General features: G+C 38.1%; 21 protein-coding genes. 13 read left to right on the top strand and 8 right to left on the bottom strand.

Annotation, left to right across the window (positions count from 1 at the left end):
* Positions 1 to 35 precede the first annotated feature (35 nt).
* Positions 36 to 452, top strand: coding sequence for a hypothetical protein (locus OK025_RS22430; RefSeq protein WP_317666948.1), 417 nt, complete (start codon positions 36 to 38; stop codon positions 450 to 452).
* 120 nt (positions 453 to 572) lie between these two features.
* Here the strand turns inward: OK025_RS22430 and OK025_RS22435 are convergent, their stop codons facing one another.
* Both OK025_RS22435 and OK025_RS22440 read right to left on the bottom strand, forming a co-directional pair.
* A complete protein-coding gene (locus OK025_RS22435; RefSeq protein WP_317666949.1) occupies positions 573 to 1301 on the bottom strand; it encodes a CPBP family intramembrane glutamic endopeptidase in 729 nt (242 codons plus the stop codon).
* Between the two features lie 289 nt (positions 1302 to 1590).
* On the bottom strand, positions 1591 to 2049 hold the full coding sequence (locus tag OK025_RS22440) for a hypothetical protein (protein WP_317666950.1): 459 nt from the start codon (positions 2047 to 2049) through the stop codon (positions 1591 to 1593).
* A 325-nt stretch (positions 2050 to 2374) separates the two neighbouring features.
* Here OK025_RS22440 and OK025_RS22445 point away from each other — a divergent pair, with 325 nt between their 5' ends.
* The 3 genes from OK025_RS22445 (at position 2375) to OK025_RS22455 (ending at position 6525) form a co-directional block, all read left to right on the top strand.
* Positions 2375 to 3517, top strand: coding sequence for a serine hydrolase domain-containing protein (locus OK025_RS22445; RefSeq protein WP_317666951.1), 1143 nt, complete (start codon positions 2375 to 2377; stop codon positions 3515 to 3517).
* 289 nt (positions 3518 to 3806) lie between these two features.
* Positions 3807 to 5327, top strand: coding sequence for a glycoside hydrolase (locus OK025_RS22450; protein WP_317666952.1), 1521 nt, complete (start codon positions 3807 to 3809; stop codon positions 5325 to 5327).
* Positions 5328 to 5805: 478 nt separating this feature from the next.
* A complete protein-coding gene (locus OK025_RS22455; protein WP_317666953.1) occupies positions 5806 to 6525 on the top strand; it encodes a DUF3575 domain-containing protein in 720 nt (239 codons plus the stop codon).
* 309 nt (positions 6526 to 6834) lie between these two features.
* Here the strand turns inward: OK025_RS22455 and OK025_RS22460 are convergent, their stop codons facing one another.
* On the bottom strand, positions 6835 to 7518 hold the full coding sequence (locus OK025_RS22460) for a response regulator transcription factor (RefSeq protein WP_317666954.1): 684 nt from the start codon (positions 7516 to 7518) through the stop codon (positions 6835 to 6837).
* A gap of 250 nt (positions 7519 to 7768) precedes the next feature.
* Between OK025_RS22460 and OK025_RS22465 the strand changes: the two genes are divergently transcribed.
* The 5 genes from OK025_RS22465 (at position 7769) to OK025_RS22485 (ending at position 12137) form a co-directional block, all read left to right on the top strand.
* A complete protein-coding gene (locus OK025_RS22465) occupies positions 7769 to 7957 on the top strand; it encodes a hypothetical protein (protein ID WP_317666955.1) in 189 nt (62 codons plus the stop codon).
* Between the two features lie 38 nt (positions 7958 to 7995).
* Positions 7996 to 9480 (top strand): hypothetical protein, encoded by a 1485-nt coding sequence (locus OK025_RS22470; RefSeq protein WP_317666956.1) that lies wholly within the window; start codon positions 7996 to 7998, stop codon positions 9478 to 9480.
* Positions 9481 to 9791: 311 nt separating this feature from the next.
* Positions 9792 to 10028 (top strand): hypothetical protein, encoded by a 237-nt coding sequence (locus OK025_RS22475; protein WP_317666957.1) that lies wholly within the window; start codon positions 9792 to 9794, stop codon positions 10026 to 10028.
* 485 nt (positions 10029 to 10513) lie between these two features.
* Positions 10514 to 11251, top strand: coding sequence for a DUF3667 domain-containing protein (locus OK025_RS22480; protein WP_317666958.1), 738 nt, complete (start codon positions 10514 to 10516; stop codon positions 11249 to 11251).
* Positions 11252 to 11291: 40 nt separating this feature from the next.
* A complete protein-coding gene (locus OK025_RS22485) occupies positions 11292 to 12137 on the top strand; it encodes an alpha/beta hydrolase-fold protein (RefSeq protein WP_317666959.1) in 846 nt (281 codons plus the stop codon).
* 8 nt (positions 12138 to 12145) lie between these two features.
* Here the strand turns inward: OK025_RS22485 and OK025_RS22490 are convergent, their stop codons facing one another.
* The gene (locus tag OK025_RS22490; protein ID WP_317666960.1) at positions 12146 to 13231 is read right to left on the bottom strand and encodes a hypothetical protein; all 1086 of its coding nucleotides are present in this window, start codon (positions 13229 to 13231) and stop codon (positions 12146 to 12148) included.
* 191 nt (positions 13232 to 13422) lie between these two features.
* On the opposite strand from OK025_RS22490, the gene OK025_RS22495 reads away from it, so the two are divergent.
* Entirely contained in the window at positions 13423 to 13683 is a 261-nt protein-coding gene (locus tag OK025_RS22495; RefSeq protein WP_317666961.1) for a hypothetical protein, read from the top strand.
* Between the two features lie 16 nt (positions 13684 to 13699).
* Here OK025_RS22495 and OK025_RS22500 read toward each other — a convergent pair whose 3' ends face one another.
* Complete coding sequence (locus OK025_RS22500; protein ID WP_317666962.1) at positions 13700 to 15874, bottom strand: ATP-binding protein; 2175 nt, start codon at positions 15872 to 15874, stop codon at positions 13700 to 13702.
* 620 nt (positions 15875 to 16494) lie between these two features.
* On the opposite strand from OK025_RS22500, the gene OK025_RS22505 reads away from it, so the two are divergent.
* Both OK025_RS22505 and OK025_RS22510 read left to right on the top strand, forming a co-directional pair.
* Positions 16495 to 16965: a hypothetical protein gene (locus tag OK025_RS22505; protein WP_317666963.1), complete on the top strand. Its 471-nt coding sequence runs from the start codon at positions 16495 to 16497 to the stop codon at positions 16963 to 16965.
* Between the two features lie 122 nt (positions 16966 to 17087).
* Complete coding sequence (locus tag OK025_RS22510) at positions 17088 to 17498, top strand: DUF6157 family protein (RefSeq protein ID WP_317666964.1); 411 nt, start codon at positions 17088 to 17090, stop codon at positions 17496 to 17498.
* Positions 17499 to 17532: 34 nt separating this feature from the next.
* Here the strand turns inward: OK025_RS22510 and OK025_RS22515 are convergent, their stop codons facing one another.
* From OK025_RS22515 to OK025_RS22525, 3 genes are all read right to left on the bottom strand, one after another.
* Positions 17533 to 18000: an NUDIX domain-containing protein gene (locus OK025_RS22515; protein WP_317666965.1), complete on the bottom strand. Its 468-nt coding sequence runs from the start codon at positions 17998 to 18000 to the stop codon at positions 17533 to 17535.
* Positions 17993 to 18778 carry an exodeoxyribonuclease III gene (gene xth, locus OK025_RS22520; RefSeq protein ID WP_317666966.1) on the bottom strand — a complete coding sequence of 262 codons (786 nt, stop codon included), beginning with the start codon at positions 18776 to 18778 and terminating at the stop codon, positions 17993 to 17995. Before xth ends, OK025_RS22515 begins: the two co-directional genes overlap by 8 nt.
* Positions 18779 to 18893: 115 nt before the next feature.
* Entirely contained in the window at positions 18894 to 19376 is a 483-nt protein-coding gene (locus OK025_RS22525; RefSeq protein WP_317666967.1) for a GNAT family N-acetyltransferase, read from the bottom strand.
* Positions 19377 to 19879: 503 nt separating this feature from the next.
* Between OK025_RS22525 and OK025_RS22530 the strand changes: the two genes are divergently transcribed.
* Positions 19880 to 21061 carry a glycosyltransferase gene (locus OK025_RS22530; RefSeq protein ID WP_317666968.1) on the top strand — a complete coding sequence of 394 codons (1182 nt, stop codon included), beginning with the start codon at positions 19880 to 19882 and terminating at the stop codon, positions 21059 to 21061.
* Positions 21062 to 21289: the final 228 nt, after the last annotated feature.

Genomic DNA, 21289 nt, shown 5'->3' on the forward strand with positions numbered 1-21289 from the left:
TAGGAACTTTGTGTAATTAAACAAAGATAAAAGATATGAAAACAGGTAATAATGCACTCTTGGATTTTGAAAAATTTATGGCTGCCCGGTTAAAAGCCTCAACAGATTTTGTGGAAGGCCATTTTGACTCCCTAAAAGATATTTCTGTCTCAAATGAGCCTGCAACAATTTTTCCACCCAATGGAATATACATTTCTGGAGTATCCCAGGTCAATGATTTTAATCGAAAAGGAGCTTCCAATTTTCTTCCGCGTGCACAAAACAAATTTGAAGTGATCCATCAAGATGCAAGCGATACGCTAGCCTACTGGACGGGTATACAACGTTCGTCCGTCAACGTAAAAGGGCAAGATACCGTGGTGATTTTCAATCTCAGAATCACCGAAATCTTCAGAAAAGAGCAGGGTATCTGGAAACTTATGCATCGACATGCCGATAAACTTGCCGAATAGTCTAAATGGCCTAGGGAGCAGCAGTTTATTTATAGATCGCTATGCTGTATATCCTCTGCTCCTTACGGTCAGTACTCAAAATTGATCGGCTGTGTGCAGCAATGGTCATCTAGCAATTCCCTACGATTTGAGTCCAGCCTCGCTGGTTGATCCCTTGAATTTCTTGTTCCAAAAAAGCAATAAAATAATAAACAGTATAAATAATAACAGGGTGACTAAATTTGTCTTCCCCAACAGTGCGTGCAAAGTTGCTGGAGCTATAATTGAATTGGTTCTTATGGTGGAGAAAGTCAATACAAATGAAAAGACAATACACAAAAGCACAAATCCGGCAAAGCCACCAAATTGGCTGAAATTATCAAAAATTAAAAGATGCCAAATCGCCCAAAACATTCCCGTTATCACACTTTTAATGGGCCATTTTATTTCACCTAGACTGTCATTCAAATAGCCCCGCCAAGTAAATTCCTCCATGATATCATACAGCAATGTAAACAGGCAGAACAACAGTGCCCAAACGTGCTCATCGACACCGTAATTATTTTTGAATCCATAAATACCATATCCTGCGAATAAAAAGAATGGAAACAAAAGTGACTTTGTTTTATTAGGGCCAAAAAGTGTAACGGTGGAAACGACTTTTGACAAAGCATAAAAAAATGCCGAGATAATCAGAATCATAAATCCGTGATTCATATTCCAGGGCAATGGAAAACTGAAAACATCTTTCATAGCCATCTGGAAAATATTAGGAAGCTTCCGTATGGCAAAAGTTCCCACCATCAGCAATACGTAAAATAATGCGATATGCAACCAATTCGTCTTTTTTATGCTTTCAATAATATTCATACACTATTTATTAGTCTATTGTCCCTATAGCAACTGTTCTTTGTTTAGTAACGGCTACAAAATTTGAAGTCGCGAACTTCCAAAAAAACCACGAAAGCAGGTTTGCATTCAAAAGTAGAAATTAATCGGCATTAAAGCCATTCACGTATTTTTTTTGTGCACAAAATCCACGTCAAAAAACCATAGAGCAGAATTGGTAAGATATACATCTCCAAAGGATATGGCTGTAGAATTGGATTGAACTCCACTAAAATTTTGGTCTCCCTGCTGCTTTGCAAGAGCATGTACATCAAGGTAGAAACAACCATGGATGAGGAACTTGCAAAAAAGAGTGTGAGCAGTAGGACAGTAATGTGTAGGTATCCGGTAGCTCTTTGAAAGATTTGATCGGATATACCAGTGCAGGAAAAAGATTATAGCCTTTAAATACAATGAGGATACCTGTAAAAAATGAGATCCGCACGATACTTCTTTTGACCACTTGTGCCCTGGGCGTATCAAATCTACCGGTAATAGCCCATTGTTCTTTGGTTTTTATTGTATCAAAATTAGTCTCTTTTTCCGCTTCTCGCTGGTTAAGCACATATATTGCTGCTGTCAACTCCTCGGTGGTCAACTGTCGACCTTTTAATTCAATCTCGGCAGCTTCAAGCACAGAAGGCTCATAGTGATCGGGATTGTCTACCACAGACAACAACTGATCCGTCGACCAAGTTTTATAAAGTTCAGCAAAATTATTTTCGGACATTGGCTTTCATTGCTATATTGTTCTCGTTCAGAGAGAAATAAATCACGATATTTCTAAAATAAATTTATAGAAACATACGCTATAAATCAAGCCTAAATACACGACAAAATTTGTCTATAAAACACATAAATAAGAACAATATTCCAACAGGGCTACCGTCGCTTCATAAACTAAGCTTTGCCATATTTACAGTAATAATTTGTATCTTTCAGTAACAATTTGGTACATACAATTGATACATGCCACAAGGTGATAAGTAATCGAAAGGCTTCTCCAAATACCCACGATAGATACCAACATCAACAGTACTAAAACGTTTATGAATATGTTGTCAAAATCCTTCACAATTCTTTTAGGCACCTTATTGCTACTACATAGTCCTTCACTAAAAGGACAGTATCTTGAATCCGTTAAAACTGACAATAAACTAAAAACTTGGCTCGATACCACTATCAATCAACTGGCTACAGATTACCTCTCGAACGAACACACCTACAGTGTATCGATCGGAATTTATACCAAGGGAAAAAAAATCGCATACAACTACAGTAAAGAAAAGCTACCAAAGGCCAATAACTATTACAACGTTGGATCGGTAGCGAAAACCTTTGTAGCCGCTTTACTTGCACAAGCAGTCATTGAGAAGAAAATCAACCTAGATGACGATATCCGTAAATACTTACCCGGAAACTATCCCAATTTGCAATACGACGGCCATGGAATCCTTGTTAAGCATCTTGCAAATCATACTTCAGCACTTCCAAAGACTTTCAGATTGCTTTCTACCAAAGCTGCCGATAGTTTAAAGAGACTCACTATTCCACAACAGGTAGACTACCTTGGAAATTATAGTCGTGACAGCCTATTCAACGACCTGAGGAAAGCCGAGCTGGACAGTACTCCAGGCACAAAATTCAGCTACAATAGCATGGCTGTAATGGTACTTGTTGCGCTGTTGGAAAATAGCTATAAGAATTCCTATGAACATCTTATCAGCGCATATCTGAAGAGGCACCTTGGCATGTACCATACAATCCCCTACCTGAATGAGTTGCAAAAAAACGACATTGTACAAGGCCATAATAATAAAGGTCAGCCTGTTCCATTTGCCAATTTGAGGGGATTTTACTTTGGTCCAACAATGAATTCAACGATCAATGATATGTTAACCTACATCGAAGCCAACCTCAAATTAAAGGATAAAGCCCTTCGTCTAACACATCAACTGACCTATGGAAAAGACGATGGATTTGGTATGGGGCTCGGTTGGATGATCAATCGTGATGAACGTGGTGCCCGCTATTTCTATCACGATGGGAATACTAAAATAGGCTATAATACCTTATGTGTGCTGTATTCGACATACAATTATGGCATCGTCATTATTGTCAACGATACCGTTGATCAACACATGGTGGGTGAACTTGAAAATGCCATCAGACATCAGTTTTTAATGCGTAATCAATGACAAGTTTAATCTCCATCTTCGGCAGAAAAGAAGGGGTAAAATTAAGTCACCATTAAAAAAATATGTACTTATGTTTAAATCAATAAAAAATAAAATTAAAACAATAAGAGTAATAATAAATTATCCCAAAATTTTATTAATTTTCGGAAACTAACCAATGTGGAAATCGGTGAATGTTTATTTTTTTAACTAAAGAAAGGAGGCAAACAAAACAACGACGATGAGAACCGCTTGAAAAACCAAGCACAATTAAATTAATGATTCATTCACAAATCTTAAAAACTAAGTTATGTTAAAATTAACCAGTCGCTGGAACAGACTTTATACTGTTTTCGCCGTAGTTTCCACATTTTCTATTTTTAGCTGCCAAAAAAATTCTTTGACTCTTGAGAATCCAGAGGCACAACTTAACAAAAAAGCTGCAGTATCCGCGCAAGCAGGAGCTACAATTGCAACATTGAATTGGGATCAAACCAATCAAAAGATTGATGGATTTGGTGCATTCGGAGGTCGGATTGTTCCATTCTTTGAATCCGCAAAAAGAGATAGTATCCTGGATTATTTATGGGGAGGCAGTGGGTTGAAACTGAATATCCTTCGTGGTAAGGTACTTCATACCTACCCTTTTAACCAACAGACCAAGGTCGTTACCATTAAACCTGCAGGAGTTTCGATTGACGTGGATCCCAATAGTGCAACATATCAGAATTTGACAGCAGACGAAAAAGAACAGCTTGGGCAGGTCTGGATCATCAAAAAAGCGAAAGAACGCTATGAAGTCCCCTTCGTTATGGCAAGTACATGGACTCCACCATTATACATGAAGACCAATACGAGCAGTATTTCCGGGAAATGGTTTAATGGACTTAATTTTAATACCTCTTCAACAGCTTTTGCACGCTATTTGACTGGATTTGTAAAATCATTTCAGAATGAAGGCATCACCATCAATGCTATCTCCCCATCAAATGAACCTGAAAATGTCTTTTCAGACTGGGATGCTTCTTATTGGAACTCCTCCCATTTGGGACAATTTATTACCAACAATCTACGTCCTGAATTAAACAGCGCTGGTCTGCAATCGACCAAGATTATATCTTCTGAAAATGCGGCCTGGGGAACTGCCGATAATTTCCTTTCCGGCATGGACAGAAGCAAAGTCGACATCCTTGCAGGACATGGCTACGTTGAGATCAGTGGGATTATTTCTGGACAACGTGGATTTAACCAGAGTCCTTCCATGTGGAATTTTAGTATTGGTGGCAAACCAATGTGGGTAACAGAAGCTTCAGATGACGGTGGGAATTATGACAGCGGCATTGAAGGCGGCCTCAAACTGGCGGTTAACATGCATAAACTTCTTGCAGATTGTAATGCCAATGCGTATGTGTTTTGGTTAGGTATGTTAGCTTTTCAAAATAATGAAGCACTCATATGCACAAAAAGTGATGGTTCTTTGGAATTTCCAAAAACGTATGATGTGATGGGACACTATTCCAGGTTTATCAAAGCAGGTTATATGCGAATCAATGTAGCGGTTCAAAATGCAAATGGCTTATTGATTTCAGCTTACAAAGATCCCCAAACAGGAAAGTTTGCATTGGTTGTCACCAACACGGGAACCGCAGCAGTTCCATTGGATATCAACCTTACGGGTTTTGCAAGCGGCGCATTGAACAATTACCAAACCACCGCAAGCAGTTCGGGGCATTGGGGTAATGTCGGCGCTGTAAATCCGAATAGCTCAGGTGTCTATTCGTTAATAGTACCCGCTAAAAGTATAAGCACTTTAGAAGGCAATAAACTCTAATCTGTTAATTACACTGAAGGAGTAATTTCCTTCAGTGTATGATTTAAAGTCTGACAATCAGCTCGTCATAAAATCTTTGCGCATCTCCCCGTTCATTACTTCATTTTTTCCGACTTCAGTTTTGTGGCATCTTCGAATACCGTCATTTTTATGAATGTAAATAATATCATCCTATAAAGTAAATACAAATTGATCGGTATGTGAACCGTGCGACTTTCATCCTTGTGTTTCTCAAAAGAACTGTGTCATAAACTGAAGGGATATTTTAGCAAACACAAAAATGTTTACGGCTGCTAAAAATAAAAATTTAACAGAAATTTAAACAACAAAATCAACTTAACCATCGTTCCTTAAAACAATTCAATTCCAAACCATTAGAAGATATAATGTTTAAAAAACAAATTCTACGCCTTGGCTTTTCTTTAGTAATTAAAGATATATTCGACTATCTTTACAACCTGACTTTTGGAAAACTACCATGAAATTACACTACTTTGCCATGCTTACCTTTGGGTTATGCGCTATCACTGGGTTAAAGGCCCAAGAAAAACCTAATTTGATCAAACTAAATATTTGGCCCCTAACTGTTGGTAATGTTTCACTGGAATACGAAAGGTCGCTCAATGAACATCTATCGCTCAATGGAACGGTAAGCTATCGTCCCAGTTCCAATCTACCCTTTAAATCGCTCTGGGATTCCGCCTTTGACGATCGCAACAACATTTTAGGCGAAGCCAAATTAGGAGCTTTTTCCATCACACCAGAAGTACGCTTCTACGTCAGTAATAAAGAATTACTTAAGGGATTCTATATCGCACCATTTGTCAAATACGCCAATTACAACGTTCACACCAAAATTACCGTCGATGAATCGAGCTATCACAGAGAAGTGTCCATATCCGGTGCCTTAAATGCTTTTACAGGAGGTGTGGCTGTCGGTAGCCAGTGGAAAATCGGCCAAGACATCTACTTGGATTGGCGTATTATTGGTCCAAATTATGGGTTCAATAAGGGAACATTTGAAGGGAGAACACCACTAAATGGAGATGAGCAACGTGAAGTAAAAAAACAGCTGGATGAATTTGACAGTAATCTCTTGAAAATCAAAAAAGAAGTGAATGCTGAAGGTGTAACAATAAACACCAGCGGACCTTTTGCAGGTATTCGAACCGCTTTATCTTTTGGTTACCATTTTTAATTAAATAATCCTCCCTTCTACGCATCATTCGTTCCAAGTAAGCGATTGGTGCGCTTTAATCAATAGTATTCACTAAGAATACATTATGCCATTTTCATCCAAGCTTCAAAAAGAAATTTGTTTACATTATGGATCTCATGAAATATCTATTTTTGCTCTGATCTTGTCCGCCAAACATAAACTAGATCAGATCTTTGTAGAGAGCCCTTATTCCAAAAGGAATTACTTGAATCAACTTTATCAATTGTATATTGACAATAAATACAGTAATCATAATACCCCCCATAATACCTCCGGTGTGCAATGTTTTTAAATTAAATTATGCTCACGGGCGTATTTAAGCATTTGTCCTATCGTTTGACAATCTGCTTTTGCCATCATCTTCCTACGATGTGCAACGACTGTGTGTGGACTCAAAAAGGTTTTTGAAGCAGTTTCGGCCACGCTATAACCCTCTGAAAAGTATTGTAATACTTCAATCTCCCGGGTAGTAAATGTTTTAATCTTCTTACCGTGCGTAGACAGGATACGTTCAAATTCCTCACATATATATACTTCTTTTTTCTTTATCGCCTCAAAGCAAGCCAAGACTTCACTTAATTCACAAGATTTACTTAGGATACCTTCTGGACGATATTGAAGGATACTCGATATTACGACAGGAGCCGTTGCTCCAGTCAAAAAGATGACCTTTGCATCTCCATTTATACGCCTGATTTCAGTTAATAATGAAAGGCCATTTTCATTTGGAAGATAGTAATCCAAAAAAACAAACAAATACCGCTTCCCGAAAGCGCGCAAAAATTGAAGGAATTCAGATCCTTGACTAAAGGATTGAACCAAATCTATTCCACATTCCCGTTTTAACAAGAGTGCGAAAGAAAAAGCAACTATTTTCTGGTCATCTAGGATAACAGCATGGCTAGCGATTTTCATAAGTATGGCTTGTCTAATTAAACTAGTAAGACAAATATAATTATTTAAAACAACCATAAAACACTGTTTTGCAAGCATGTAGACATACAACTACAAACATAACATGTTCCTGTTATATCCAGTCTAAAACATCCCATAAACATGCTATATCACGATCGAATGTAATGTAAGACCGCAATAAAATGCGTCTTTTACACTGAAATTTAAATACGCCATATCAGCTAACGTCTCGCGCATTAGCCCATGTAATAAGCCATTGGCTGACGAAAGAACTATAAAAATATTTCAACTTATAAATTACATTGTTATGAAAAAGAAACTTTTTAAATCTCCGACTGGCAAACAAGCCTACCAGGTCCCTCAGATTCAAATGACTGTCGTTTTATTGGAAAATGGCATTGCTGCTGGTTCAAATGGTAATACTTCTGGGGATGTAAAACAAACCTGGGACAACGAAGAATCACAAACTCAAAGTAAAAGTGACGGCTGGTGGTAGTCCCCCAATTCACTATCAATTAACCAAAAAGAAGAAAAATGAAAAATCAATTTATTCAATTGCTCAGCTTCCTTGTTATACTTTTCACATCATGTAGCAAAAATGAAAGTAACACAGCTGTTGAGACAGATGGCAATGTTAGCGTGAAAATGGGTGGAGTCTCTTTCTCCGATGAAAATACTGACCCTCAATTAAAATTATCAACCAGCAAAAGTTTAAATAGCGTACTTTCAAACATTCAGGAATCCATTGTTCCATTTAATAATGAACTTTCGGTATTAGCTACCTTGGCACCAGAGGCCGCTATTTCATCGAACGCATTACGTGCGTCAACAGGACTTAAAATGGCAACAACACCTGTTTCGTTAGGTGCAGGTGCCAAATATGCCATTGCGGTTTATAATGCAGCAGGAAATTATGTCAAAGATACAGGAATTTTAACATATTCGACCAGTGGTACAAATTGGAATCTCTCGCTTCCTGCAGGTCCTTATACTTTTGTTGCTATCGCAGTGGCAAATGGCCTGGTGTTCCCTTCAATTAACTTTAATCAGGCACTAGCGAACATTACCTTTAATGTGACTGGCGCAGATACAGACCTCTTATGGAAAAAATTACCCGTCACCGTAATTGCTAACCAAACACTATCTGTTGACCTTATCTTGAGTCACCTATTTACACAAGTACAGGCCACTTTAGAAAGTACATCTGCCAATGTGGTTGGCAATATCACATCCATGACCAGTAGTACAATCTCTCCTAATTATGGTACAGCTTCTGTTAAATTGACCGATGGTCTGTTCACCCAAGGTGGCTCGTCGGTAGCTCGTAACGTCGTATTTAGTGGTACAGGTGTTCTATGGACAAGTAATGCGGCACTTATTCTTACCGAAGGAACGACGACCGGTAAAGTTAATTTTGGAACAGTGTCCCTAAACTCCACACAAAATGGCGTACGTTCTGGAACAATAGATTTATCGAATCTAAGCTTACAAAAAGGGGTAAAATACACTTTAAAACTTCGCTTAGTACCTAAAGGTGCAATCGATGTACCTACCTCCAATTACTACTGGAGTTCAGCCAATTTGACTGGCACTTCACCCATCACAATCGCATCCGCGCAATACATAAAAGGAAGCGTTTATGGAGGAAACGGATCGGCAACATATTGTGAAGGTGCTTTAGGCACCGGATGGCGAACAGCTACGCAAACGGAATATCAGTCATTGATTAATATGGGTACCGCTAGAGGTAGCTACAATGGACAGACAGGCTGGTTTCTAGGAACATCCGTCGTGCCAACCACCAATAAAGATAATTATATGTTCCTGCCTGACAATGCTTTTGTTCGCTCATCATCAGGAAGCAACAATATCCCTACTGGCGCCCTAGGTGTCTATTGGGCGAGTGCGACAGTTCAAGGGAACTCTAAACCTGCACTGGTATTAACAGCGACAGGTGTTTCAATCGTAGATATACATCAAAATAACCAAGTCGGTATACGTTGTGTAAAAAGCAAATAAGCGACCGTCTATAATCACAAAAACCACGGACCACTATGAGATCAATCGATCCCATAGTGGTCTTCTTTTAATATCATAAGACGACCTTATGAAGTTATTTTGCTAAAGATATTCTAGACGCCGTCATCCAAGGAGCAAGCCCTTCATTCCTTGATAGATAAAGATCAATAGATGTCAACTATCCGAAGGTTTTACATATATTTCTAAATTTTAGTATAAAAAAGTTAATTCGTTACAACCATTTCTAATTTCATCTTTAATATCATTTCACCAAATACTCTTACTACCTTTGTTCTCCAAATTAAATTCATATGCCAAAAGAGACAAGAACAGGGCTTTATCAGGGTGTCATCGAAAAAGATGATAAAGGAAACTACTTTTGTGGTCCCTATTTACTAGATTATCAAATCGTAGAAACTTATTTTAAATTGGGAGATCGCGTTAGTATCAAAACCATTATCAAAAATACAAGCCGCAAGAGTATGGAGGCTTATCCACAAAAATCAGTTAAGTTCTCATTTGCCACAGAGGACCACACGAATGATTAGCCCCCGGTTGAATTGAACATTGTAAACAATAAGGCCAGTTCCTTAGGGTTGGCCTTATTATTTATATGATTAACTTAACGCAGGTAACTAAAAACAAAACCTCCGATTTTTGGAAAATCAAGAGGCTCCTGCATAATCGAATAGATCGATTACTTTATAAAATAGGTATACTTTTTTCAGGTAAAGAATATCCTGATGGATCGTTCATCTAAATGATGCGACTGAAATCTATTTTCCATAAAAATTAGTCAGCATCCCCGTTCTCTATAATTAGAACTGATCTCCCCCCTACTTTCATTCGTTGTAAATTCCATTACTGATTTACTAGTCAAATATAAATACTACTCTACTATGTTCAGCGTAGAAATGGTTTTCGATGTATTATTTTTCGTTGAAATTGCAATTCAGTACGATGAAAATTGAGTCTTGCAGTTTGTTGATTTTTCGATAATAAATATATCTTTGCAAAAACAATTAACCCGATAATGAATAATAGATGTCTTAATTGCGATCGTGCAATCGAAGCTAATTTTTGCAGCAATTGCGGACAAACAGCCGCCACTCACAGATATTCCTTAAAACATTTTTTTATCCACGATTTTATTCATGGAATATTCCATTTCGACAATGGGTTTCTATATACGATGAAGGAACTGTTTACGCGGCCAGGCCATAGTGTTAGGGAATACATAGAAGGTAGAAGAGCGAAGCACTTCAACTATTTCGCAACCGTAATTATCGTACTTACCATCAACTATTTTCTCTCAAAATTCACAAAGGTGGATCTACAGAATGTACTCAACCAGGAGAGTGTTTCAGGATTGTCTAAAGTCATTAAGGATTATTCGAAATTCGTTACATTTATCGTCATCCCCTTTAATGCACTGATGAGTTACCTGATATTTAAAAAAAGTGGACAAAATTATACCGAAAATTTAGTACTCAATATCTTTCTTTTGGCAGCTGTTGTTTCTTTAAGATTTTTCATCACTTTTACGTTGATTTTAACTGACGACTCTTCCACAATATTAACGGTAAACCTACTATTCGTAATTCTTATCTTTTTATATACTATCATATTTTTCTATCAGTATTTTTCTGTTTACCATTATAATAAGATCGAACTTGTCCTAAGAGTTATCATTATTGCGACCTTATTTATCATCACTAAACAGGGACTTAATACAATAATCAATACAATAGGATTACGCTATCTAAATTAGATTTTACTTAAAAAGCTAATCAATATCTCTTTAAGATCTTATGCATCAAAAAGGCTCAAGCTTTAGTAGGCAAATTGGTATTCTGTTGAGCATACTTACTTGCAATTTTTGTTTTGCACAAAAACACGAATATGATAATAGATCAATTGATAGTGCAACATATGTGGAAACTAGAAATACATTAAGCCAATTATCTACGAATCGATATGAAAAGAGGATATTCAAAAATGAGATCACCACCATACCGTATCGATTTCTATTGCCAAAAGATTTCCATTCAAAAAGAAAATATCCTATTGTAATTACCTTTCATAACTCATCACGAATAGGAAATGACAATGAAAACCAATTAGAGCATTTGGCAAGAACCTGGGTTAGAGAGGAGATTTATGCTAGGTTCAATTGTTTCGTTGTTGTTCCTCAATTTAAAAAGCGTTCATCCGATTATGAATTTAATAGAGATGGAATACTTACTGCGAAGCCTTCAACAGACGCACAACAGATTCTAGCATTGATAGAATCAATTGAAAACGAATATGGCAATATTGATAGCGATAGAATTTATCTCATAGGCTATTCAATGGGCGCGTCAACAGCGCAGAACTTGATGAGCCTGTCTCCAGATAAATTCGCAGCAATGATTTCCATCGCTGCCGTACCCGATCTATCTAATCTCAACGCACTCGGCAATAAAAACATTTGGCTGATTCATGGCGAAAAAGACACCGAAAATCCCTATTATGGCAGCATAGTTTTGTACGAAAAATTGCGAGGGAATCACAAACTCAAATTCACAACGTTTGAAAATTTACAGCACAATAATATTGTTATTCCGTTTCTTTTAACGGATACGCTCCAGCGATGGTTATTCAGCAAACATCGTTAAGTCACATTTTAATACCTAATCTTAAGCGCAATTGGCTGAAGCTCTATATTCGGTATTTGTGAAACATACACCGTTTGTCCACCCTTTTCATCCACCAATAGCGCCAATAGGCTGCTGATGTCGTCAATCGTGTCCAGTCCAACATTATTGTCTACAATTTCAATATCGCGATCTGAAAGAATCTTTACAGCCTGATGGAAATTTTCTTGAACAATTAGGAGATCCCCACGACCATCCTGACATGCACGATAAATCTCTTGCAGATCAGTGATCACTAAACCCTTGCCCACAGCTGCTTCCAGTTCTTTAAAGTAGTCTTCATTTTTTCGTACCAGTTCCTGTTTCATAAAATTCCAGGCACGGCTCTCTAACTGATGTGTTTCAATGTTATTGTAATCTATAGGCAAGTATCCATAATAGATAGACGGTCTATCCGCAACCTGTAAGAGCTTACTATAATTATTCTCTGTGCAAAACACGAGTGTTACACTCTTTGAGTCCCCAATATAACGCAGGAGAGCTTTGTCTACCCGATTAAGATATTCCCTTAAAAGGTCATCAAGATGTTTAGCATCACTACTTTTATCGGGAAATGTATTGTAAAATTGATTTTCGGCAATAGGAAACTCTTCACTACTGATATCCTCAACAATGCGCCCATTCAAGGCACGAAAAAGATGAACACCGCTTTGCGAAAGCAACATCACAAGATAACTGGCTTGACGGCCAATCTCCTTAACCAAGGGGCGCACAGCAAATGTATTGCTAATATGGACACCCTCTTGGTTTGTCTCCCATGAAGACTTGAAAACTTCTGCTACCGTATCTGAAACAAAGATATGCAGACTTTCGAGATTATAATTAATATCGAGTTCTTGCGCTATCCTTTCCAATTGTCTGATAAGGCCAGCAACTGCCCTCGTATCATACTTATCCGTTAGTCTATCAATCGCTTCTCTGATAAGATTTTTGATCTTTATTCGATCGCTTAGGTTATCAGGATGTGTGCGATGGGTATTGATGGAAATCGTAATGCATAGCTCATCCTGAACTCGGATAAGCATTTGTAGAAGTTGTTTTTCGGGCATAATCATGGACAAATAGTTTAAACTTGAAAACACTTTACGTATAACAACAATTTAAAGATCCTTCTTGTTTGTGTAAAATAAAGGAGTTTTAACTCATTTAGCTGATATCGAAATCAAAAACATGTTATTTATAGTGATTAATAGTTAAAAAAAATGATGAAAAAGTTGCTTTTTGCAGGAGCGACAGGCCGGGTCGGTTGGTTGGCGGCCTTTCACGCACCTATGAGGGAGAAAATCTCGCTGAGATTCTAAATATAAAAACGTATCGAATTCCTCCATTTGATACAATAGAAAATGCAAATGAGGATATTGATTTTGATATTTTAATTGACTTTACCAGTCCATTTATTGCCAAGAAGAACATCCTGAATGCAATAGATAAAGGCGAGCATACGCTAGCTAAAATGGGGAGCTCTAAAGAGGTAAAACGTGGTTTGGATACCATAATGGATTTGTAAATTGGATCATTATCTATCAACCTCTAAATTTAACACAGAACGTTGTACCCACGCCGAGATCGCTTTCTACTGTAACCTCGGCATCAAGACGATCCGCTATCCGTTTGACGATGGAAAGGCCAATCCCCGATCCTTCAAAGCCCTGCGAATTTGACAGCCGTTTAAAAATGTCAAATATATTACTGTCATCCTGAATATCCATCCCAATGCCATTGTCTTTAATATAATAGTAAACTGAATGGCCGTGTTTTTCACTATAAACTTCCACCCTTGGTTGATCTTTTTTACTGCTGTATTTTATCGCGTTGCCGATCAGATTTAAAAACAGCTGATATAACAGTGTTCTTTCCCCGAGAATGGGCAAGGTCTCCCCTAAGACAAATTCCAACCTTGTACTGTCAAACTGCTGCTTGCAGCTTTCGAGAATATTAAGAATTTTGTTTCGCGGATCGATCAGTTCTGTTTTGAATGCTACATAATTAGATTGTGTGAGTTGATAAACCTTATCCATCATTTCTATTATCAGTCCAGTCGCATCGATGATATTCGTTGCCATTTTTCGCAACATCTCTTTCGGAAGATCGTCTTTCATCAACATCATCTGCGCAGCAAGCTTTATGGAAGAAAGAGGGTTTTTAAGATCGTGAGTCAATGTATAGCCAAACGTATCTAAGGCATTGTTTGATCTTACGAGCTCCTTATTGAGCTGAGCAATCTCCCCACCCCGTTGCGCAATAGCCTGTTGGGTTATTTGTGCAACTTTTTCAATGAAGGAAAGCTCCGTTTTTTTCCATTTAATAGACTTGCCTTTCATCGTTTCACGCCAGGCTTCAAATGATGTCCTGGGTGACGGAAACTCTATTTCCCTTTCGGAATCGTAATGATATATTTTTTCGGGTTTCCCTGCCCACACATCTTCATATACGTGCTCCTTGCGGAATAAATAGATGTACCATTTATTGCTGGGAAGAATATTTATCCGTAAAATACCAGGAAATATGAGCGATTGTACTGGGTCGGTCCTGTCAGGAACAAAATTTGATGTAAAAAATAAATCACTCTCGCCCTGTTTTTCTATATACAGATCAATCTGTCGTTGCTCTGATTCTGTCGGTACTACACCCCAAGTTTTGGAACCACGGTCATGTTTGATCACCAATCCGTCTGCCTCCACTATTTCCAAGATTTGCGGAGCGAAGCGTTCAAGCACGATTCCGATATCACTGTTTACTAATAATTCAGACTTCAGGTCACGTTCCATAACGCCCATAATAGTCTGCGCGACAAGATTTTCCCTTTGATATTCTGAAAGGTAATAATTTATAGCATACTGCGTTAAGAAGGCGCATAAGTGGCGTTGGGCAAGGTCCACAGTCAAAGCTAGACTATTCTGGCAGGCCACCAGCCCCCAGAGTCTTCCCTCGATAACGATGGAAAAACTGGCACTGGCACGTGCACCTGCATTCTTAAGATACTGTAAATGTACGGGAGACAATGCTCTGAGGCTACAACGAGTCAGGTCTACTTCACTTGCCTCCAGGCCCTGTATAGCAATAGTTGGTGCCTCAATATCTGCTACATGGCGTGCAGGGAATTTAACATATAGCGCGCGTGCTTGTGCCGGAATATCAAATTCTGGATAACGGTAGCCCATCAATGAGGCCATCCCATCTGCGATGGACTCTGCAATTACCTGTCCGCTATTGTCCTCTTCGAAACGGTATACCATGACACGATCAAAACCAATAATCTGGCGAATCAACACAGTCAATGATTGCCAAGCATTTCCGTGTTGCTCTTCCAGGTATTTTGCATAATAAAATAAACGGGTTGCTTTTAGATGATTCTCACTACAGATCTCAACTTCAAGATATGTTTTCTCATCATACCGGTAAATGCTCAGATAATAATCTACATTTTTGATACGAATGCGTTCTACAAAACGGGTAAATATCTCCCCTGTGATCTGTTTTTCTATTTCTTTGAGATTCAACTCCGGTTCGGACGATATCAAAGGCAATAGCTGCTCGATCGATCTCCCCAAGATTTCTTTCATAGAAATATCGAGCAATGCAGATAGGTTTTCACTTGCGGCAACACACCCACTCTCATTAAAAATACAAAGGAAACCGAAATATTGGATTTTACCGCATAGGTGGATTTCTTCTTCGTGGCACTCCAGTTGACGCATATTTTGCTAGTTTTTAATCTTTTAACTTACTAATAATAGGAAATTCTCGAAAGAGATAATTTGCCACGCATAATGAAATCTAGCACCCCTCTTCAAACATGTCATATCTAAGGCTAATATAGAAAAAAATAACTACGAAAAGTGGATCAAACGATTGTCCAATAATTATTCAGAATCTGAGTAATCCGGATGGCTGGTATTAAAGCCTATTAATTGGCTATTTCGGTGAAAAATAAAAAAGCTAGGTTGGAAAGGTGCCTAGCTTTAAAACTTTCTTCATGACCGGACAAGCAGTCTGTATTTAATCAACAATAATTTTTACGACTTTGTTTGGATTATCTTGGATATTACTCAATTAAAGTATAAATAACGTCATAGAAAGAATTCGAAAGAATATAAGCTATCGGCGAAATTTTATACGGTTTTATATTACTGGCTAATAGATTGAGAAGTCCTGAAGCAAAACGCCACAAAACTCATAATGAACCGATTACAACAAAACAAGTATAAACCACATTTTCCGTAATATTTACGCAAAGATAGGATGTTAGTCTTTAGTTAGTAAAACTATTCATCAGTAAATCTTGTCATTTAAACATTGTCACTAAATAAATAATATTATGATTTCAAACAAAACATTACTCGCTTCATTAGCGACTGCAGCAATTCTAGTTTCATGTAACAATCAAACACCACAAGAAAAAGCAACCGAGCACATGGAAAATGCGGAGGAAAAAGCAGCTGACGCCAATGAAGAGGCCATGAAAACCTCTGAAGATGCTGCAACAAAAGATGCGGAAGCAGTCGTTTATTCAGATAAAGCTGCGGCCAATGCAGCAATTGCTTCAGTGACTGCCCCAGTACTCTCCAATGATAAGGCTAAAGAGCTTTATACAAAGCTAGGCAAAACCTGGGTAGACCGTATTAATGCAGAATCAGCAGAAAAAGCATTGGACAAAGAAAAATCGATATTGGATATTAAAAATGAGATTGAAAAAAATCTTGTTGAAGGAAAAATCTCCGCTTCGGAAAAAGATAATATCATGAAATATCAGTCCGATTGCCTAGCCGCTATAAAAGCAGCACTGTAGGAGAACAGCAACAATAATCAGTAATTCATAAGATATCTTGCGATCCGCTATCAGATCGCAAGATATTCTATTATTTTTGTTTCTATCATTACATGCTTTTTGATTAAAGAAAAATAAAAATTATGAAAACCCATTCGACAAATTACTTCAATACTTTAATTGAAGCTGCTACAGATACCAAAGTAGTTAAGGGTACTATTCCACCATCAAAACGCCATAAAACCATAGCTGAAAGACAATATGAATTAATCGCTGCAGCGCCTTATCAGTATACATCTGACGACATTATTTTCCAAGTCTATGCGGAAAGAAGGGACCTAACGCCAGATGAGTATCCCGAAGCTAGAACAGTTTTTTTCTCTAGAGGACAAGCTTGCCTGCGCGCCTCCCCTCTTACAAAGACATATGGGTATGGGATTCATAGCAATAGTGAAGGCAAGGTCGCCTTATACGGAATGGAAACAGTTATATACCAACAATTGGTATCGGATGATAACACAACAAAAGTTAAAGCAATGAAATCCGCTAGGTAGTGCTTGCACAATAAACTTATGTTGAAATAAACGATCATTTTCCATGTGCAATAACTTGCTCCAGAAAAGAAATCTGTCGTTCGTTTATTTTCTTCCTGGCTTCCGTAAATGTAAACCAATCGCCACGATCTATTTCAGGGTACGTTTGCATTTTCCCCGATTTCGGCGGCCATTCCATGTCAAAGGTATTGCTTACAAGTCTAGCAGGATCTATGTCTCCTTCAATTGCCCAGCACTTAACTATTTTGCCTCCTTTTTGTTGAATAGCATTTAGCGCAATAAAATTTCCACGCGGAAGATAGCCTGTCTCTTCAATAAACTCTCTTTTGGCCGCATCAAGTTCATCTTCATTCAAATCGATTTCCCCTTTAGGGATTGTCCACGAGCCTTCATCTTTTTTAGTAAAATAGGGTCCTCCAGGATGTACTAAGAAAAAATAAATTTCAAACGCCTGAAATTTATACAATAACAATCCCGCACTGGTATTTATCTTCTTAGCCATTCTTGCTGATATTTCGTAATCGAATCCACGTAGGCGCATGATCGCTACTCTTCTCCCATCCGCGCACATCGCGATCAATTCCGCCTTCAATTAAACGATCTTGAATTGAAGGGCTCAATAAGATATGGTCAATTCGTAAACCAGCATTTCGATTGTAAGCCTGCCGAAAGTAATCCCAGAACGTATAAACCTGCTGATCCGGAAAAAGCTGACGAATAGAATCCTGCCAGCCCTCTTCAAGAAGTTGACTGAATGCCTCCTTCACCTCTTTCCTAAACAATGCATCATTGACATATTTTTCAGGTTTATACGTATCCATTTCTGTTGGAATAATGTTAAAATCCCCAATGAGTATCGCTGGAACATCCATACTAAGCAACGTTTTGGCCCGCTTTGCTAAGCGCTCGATCCACTTCAACTTATAGTCAAATTTGGGCCCCGGAAATGGGTTCCCATTGGGCAGATAAAGACAGCAAATCACGACTTGCTGGATCACAACCTCCAAATAGCGGCTTTGTACATCTTCGGAATCCCCTGGAAGAGCTCTAGAGACTTCTTCGATGTCGTATTTGGAAAGTACCGCAACCCCATTCCAACTTTTCTGACCATGCCAAACCGCATGATATCCGATGTCAGTAATTTCTTTCAATGGAAAACGTTCCTGCGGAGATTTCAACTCCTGAAGACAAACGACGTCAGGTGATTCTTCCGCTAACCAACGTAACAGCACGGGAAGACGTGCATTGATACCATTAATATTATAGGTGGCTATTTTCATGAAATTGTCTTTCTAACTTACATAAACAACCAAAGGAGTATTGCAATTGTTTGAGAAGTGTTCAGATAAATTTATTTATTAGATTTTAACATGGTAATAAGTTAAAAAATGTCTCCTATGTTAAGTCTTTCACCATCCAGACATCACAACCGGGATGTCCCGATTCGCCCATTGGAGCGGGGAGTGTCTCAAATCCTTGTTTTTTATACATATTAATTGCATCGCTAAAAGCCGGTAAGCTCTCTAGATATATGCTGGAATAACCGAGTTCCTTGGCTGAATTTATTGATCTATCCATTAATTCCCGGCCGATACCTTTGCCCCTTGCTTTAGCTGACAAATAGAATTTTACGAGTTCAATACAACCGTTAGGAAGTCCAACAGTCGGAAAAATACCGCAACAACCTACGATTTCCCCATCAACCTCAGCGACCCACAAACAAGATTTCACCTCTTGGAATAGCTCAAAAAGCTTATCGGTAGTAGGGTCGGAATAAACTGTTCCCAAGCGCGGAGCCTTCAACTCTTCAAAAACACCCCGTATAATCGTTGCTAATATCAGATTATCCTCTGGTTTAATCTTTCTGATTTTTATCATAATACTAATATATCTTAAAATTTAATGTATACCATGGTCCAGCGCTGTACACGATACGTATCGTTTCCACGAACAGCAGTTTAAGTTAACATTATAGCTGATCAAATGTATAAAAAGTTGAATTCGTAAAGAAACTTGTATCCACAAAACAGTATTCCGAAAATTCGCATCTGATTAGTAGGATTATTTAAATGATAAGAGCATAATTCTAACTCTCCTACGCTATAAATACGTAACTGATCTGTATTTTTTGGAAATTCCATAAAATCTTACGCTATTTCTATTCAAAAACTACGGTTAAAGCATGCTACACAATCTTTAGGTATAAATTTTGATTCACTTAGATCAAAAGAATTTACACTCAAATAGCATACGGATATGGAAAATATTAATGAAAAAGCGAAAAAATTAAACCTAGAGAAAGGCTATTATTTATTGCTCATGGCTATTTTGGACCTTCCAGTTAAAGAAGCACAAAATACAATAAAGGAGGGTTAAGTTATATGAAAAAAATAGCAATCATTAGCACTTGTCCGCCTCAAGAATGTGGGTTGGCAACTTTTACCAAAGATCTCAAACAAGGCATGGAGCTTGATCCTCATGTCCAAATAGACATAATCGCTTTATCTAAACTGGGTTTAGAGGATTTTGACGAATCTGTGCGTTTTATCATCTTTAAGGACCAACTTGACAGCTATCATCAAGCCGCCCGTATCATTAATGAGGAATACGACTATTGTATTATTCAACATGAATTTGGAATATTTGGTGGTGTGGACGGCATTTTCATCACGCAAATCGCCAACAACCTTAATGTACCATTGTTAACCGTATTTCATACTATTCTGCAAACCCCATCCCTACAGCAGCGAGAAATTATCGAGTTACTTTTAGAAAAGTCTCAGGTTGTTGTGAGTCTATCGCCAAAAGGAGTAGAATTGTTAAAGGAGCAATTCAATTCGGCGCATGCTGATAAGATTAAGGTTATACCACATGGCGTGCCACAATTTGACTATAATCAGGGATTGGCCAAATACAGATTGAACCTGCAGGAGAACTTTGTGATGATGACCTTTGGTCTAATCGGAAGAAGCAAAGGTCTGGAATACGCCATCAAATCCTTGTCGGGTATTGATCTCCCAGGATTCAAATATTTGATCGTTGGAAAAACACATCCCAATGTGCTTGCTCATGAAGGCGAATCTTACCGTTACGAATTGCAAAATTTGGTTAATCAACTCGGTTTAGACGATAAAGTGGTTTTTATTGATAAATTCTTAACGGATGATGAACTAAAGGAGTATTTGACCGCATGTGACATTTATCTATCTCCATACCCTCACGAACAGCAGATTAGTAGTGGCACCTTATCTTTTGCTGTTGGTGCCGGCGCTGCAGTTATCTCCACACCTTACTGGCATGCCAAAGATTTATTAAAAGATGAACGCGGCATCCTTACCCCTTTTAATGACATAGAAAGCATGCGTGACAATATCAATCTATTGTGTAGATCGCATCGTTTACTCGCATGGCATCGTTTCAAAGCACGCAGCTATGGAGAACAAACGGTATGGAAGAACGTGGCAAAAATGTATATGGAGCATTTACAGCGTGTAACAACTCCGGTGAGATCTTTAGTTGATTACGAAAAATATGTCTCTTTTGATTTGAAAAGAGAGGCATAAAGTTAAGGGGTTGTCCAAAGCCTAAATTCTTGGACAGAGATTAACATGGACAACCCTTCCATTAACAAGTTTATTTATTTTGCCCTCCCTATACTATATCGAATATTCGATTCTAAAAAGGGCTGTCCTAAATTTGTGGGACGATCTATCTAGCTTTAATAGCTCATTTAACGTTTCGAATGGCTATCATGCATAGGTAGCTTAGGCACCCTCCATTTTAATACCTGA

It is taken from the genome of Sphingobacterium sp. UGAL515B_05, from assembly GCF_033097525.1.
In the GTDB taxonomy this organism is placed as follows: domain Bacteria; phylum Bacteroidota; class Bacteroidia; order Sphingobacteriales; family Sphingobacteriaceae; genus Sphingobacterium.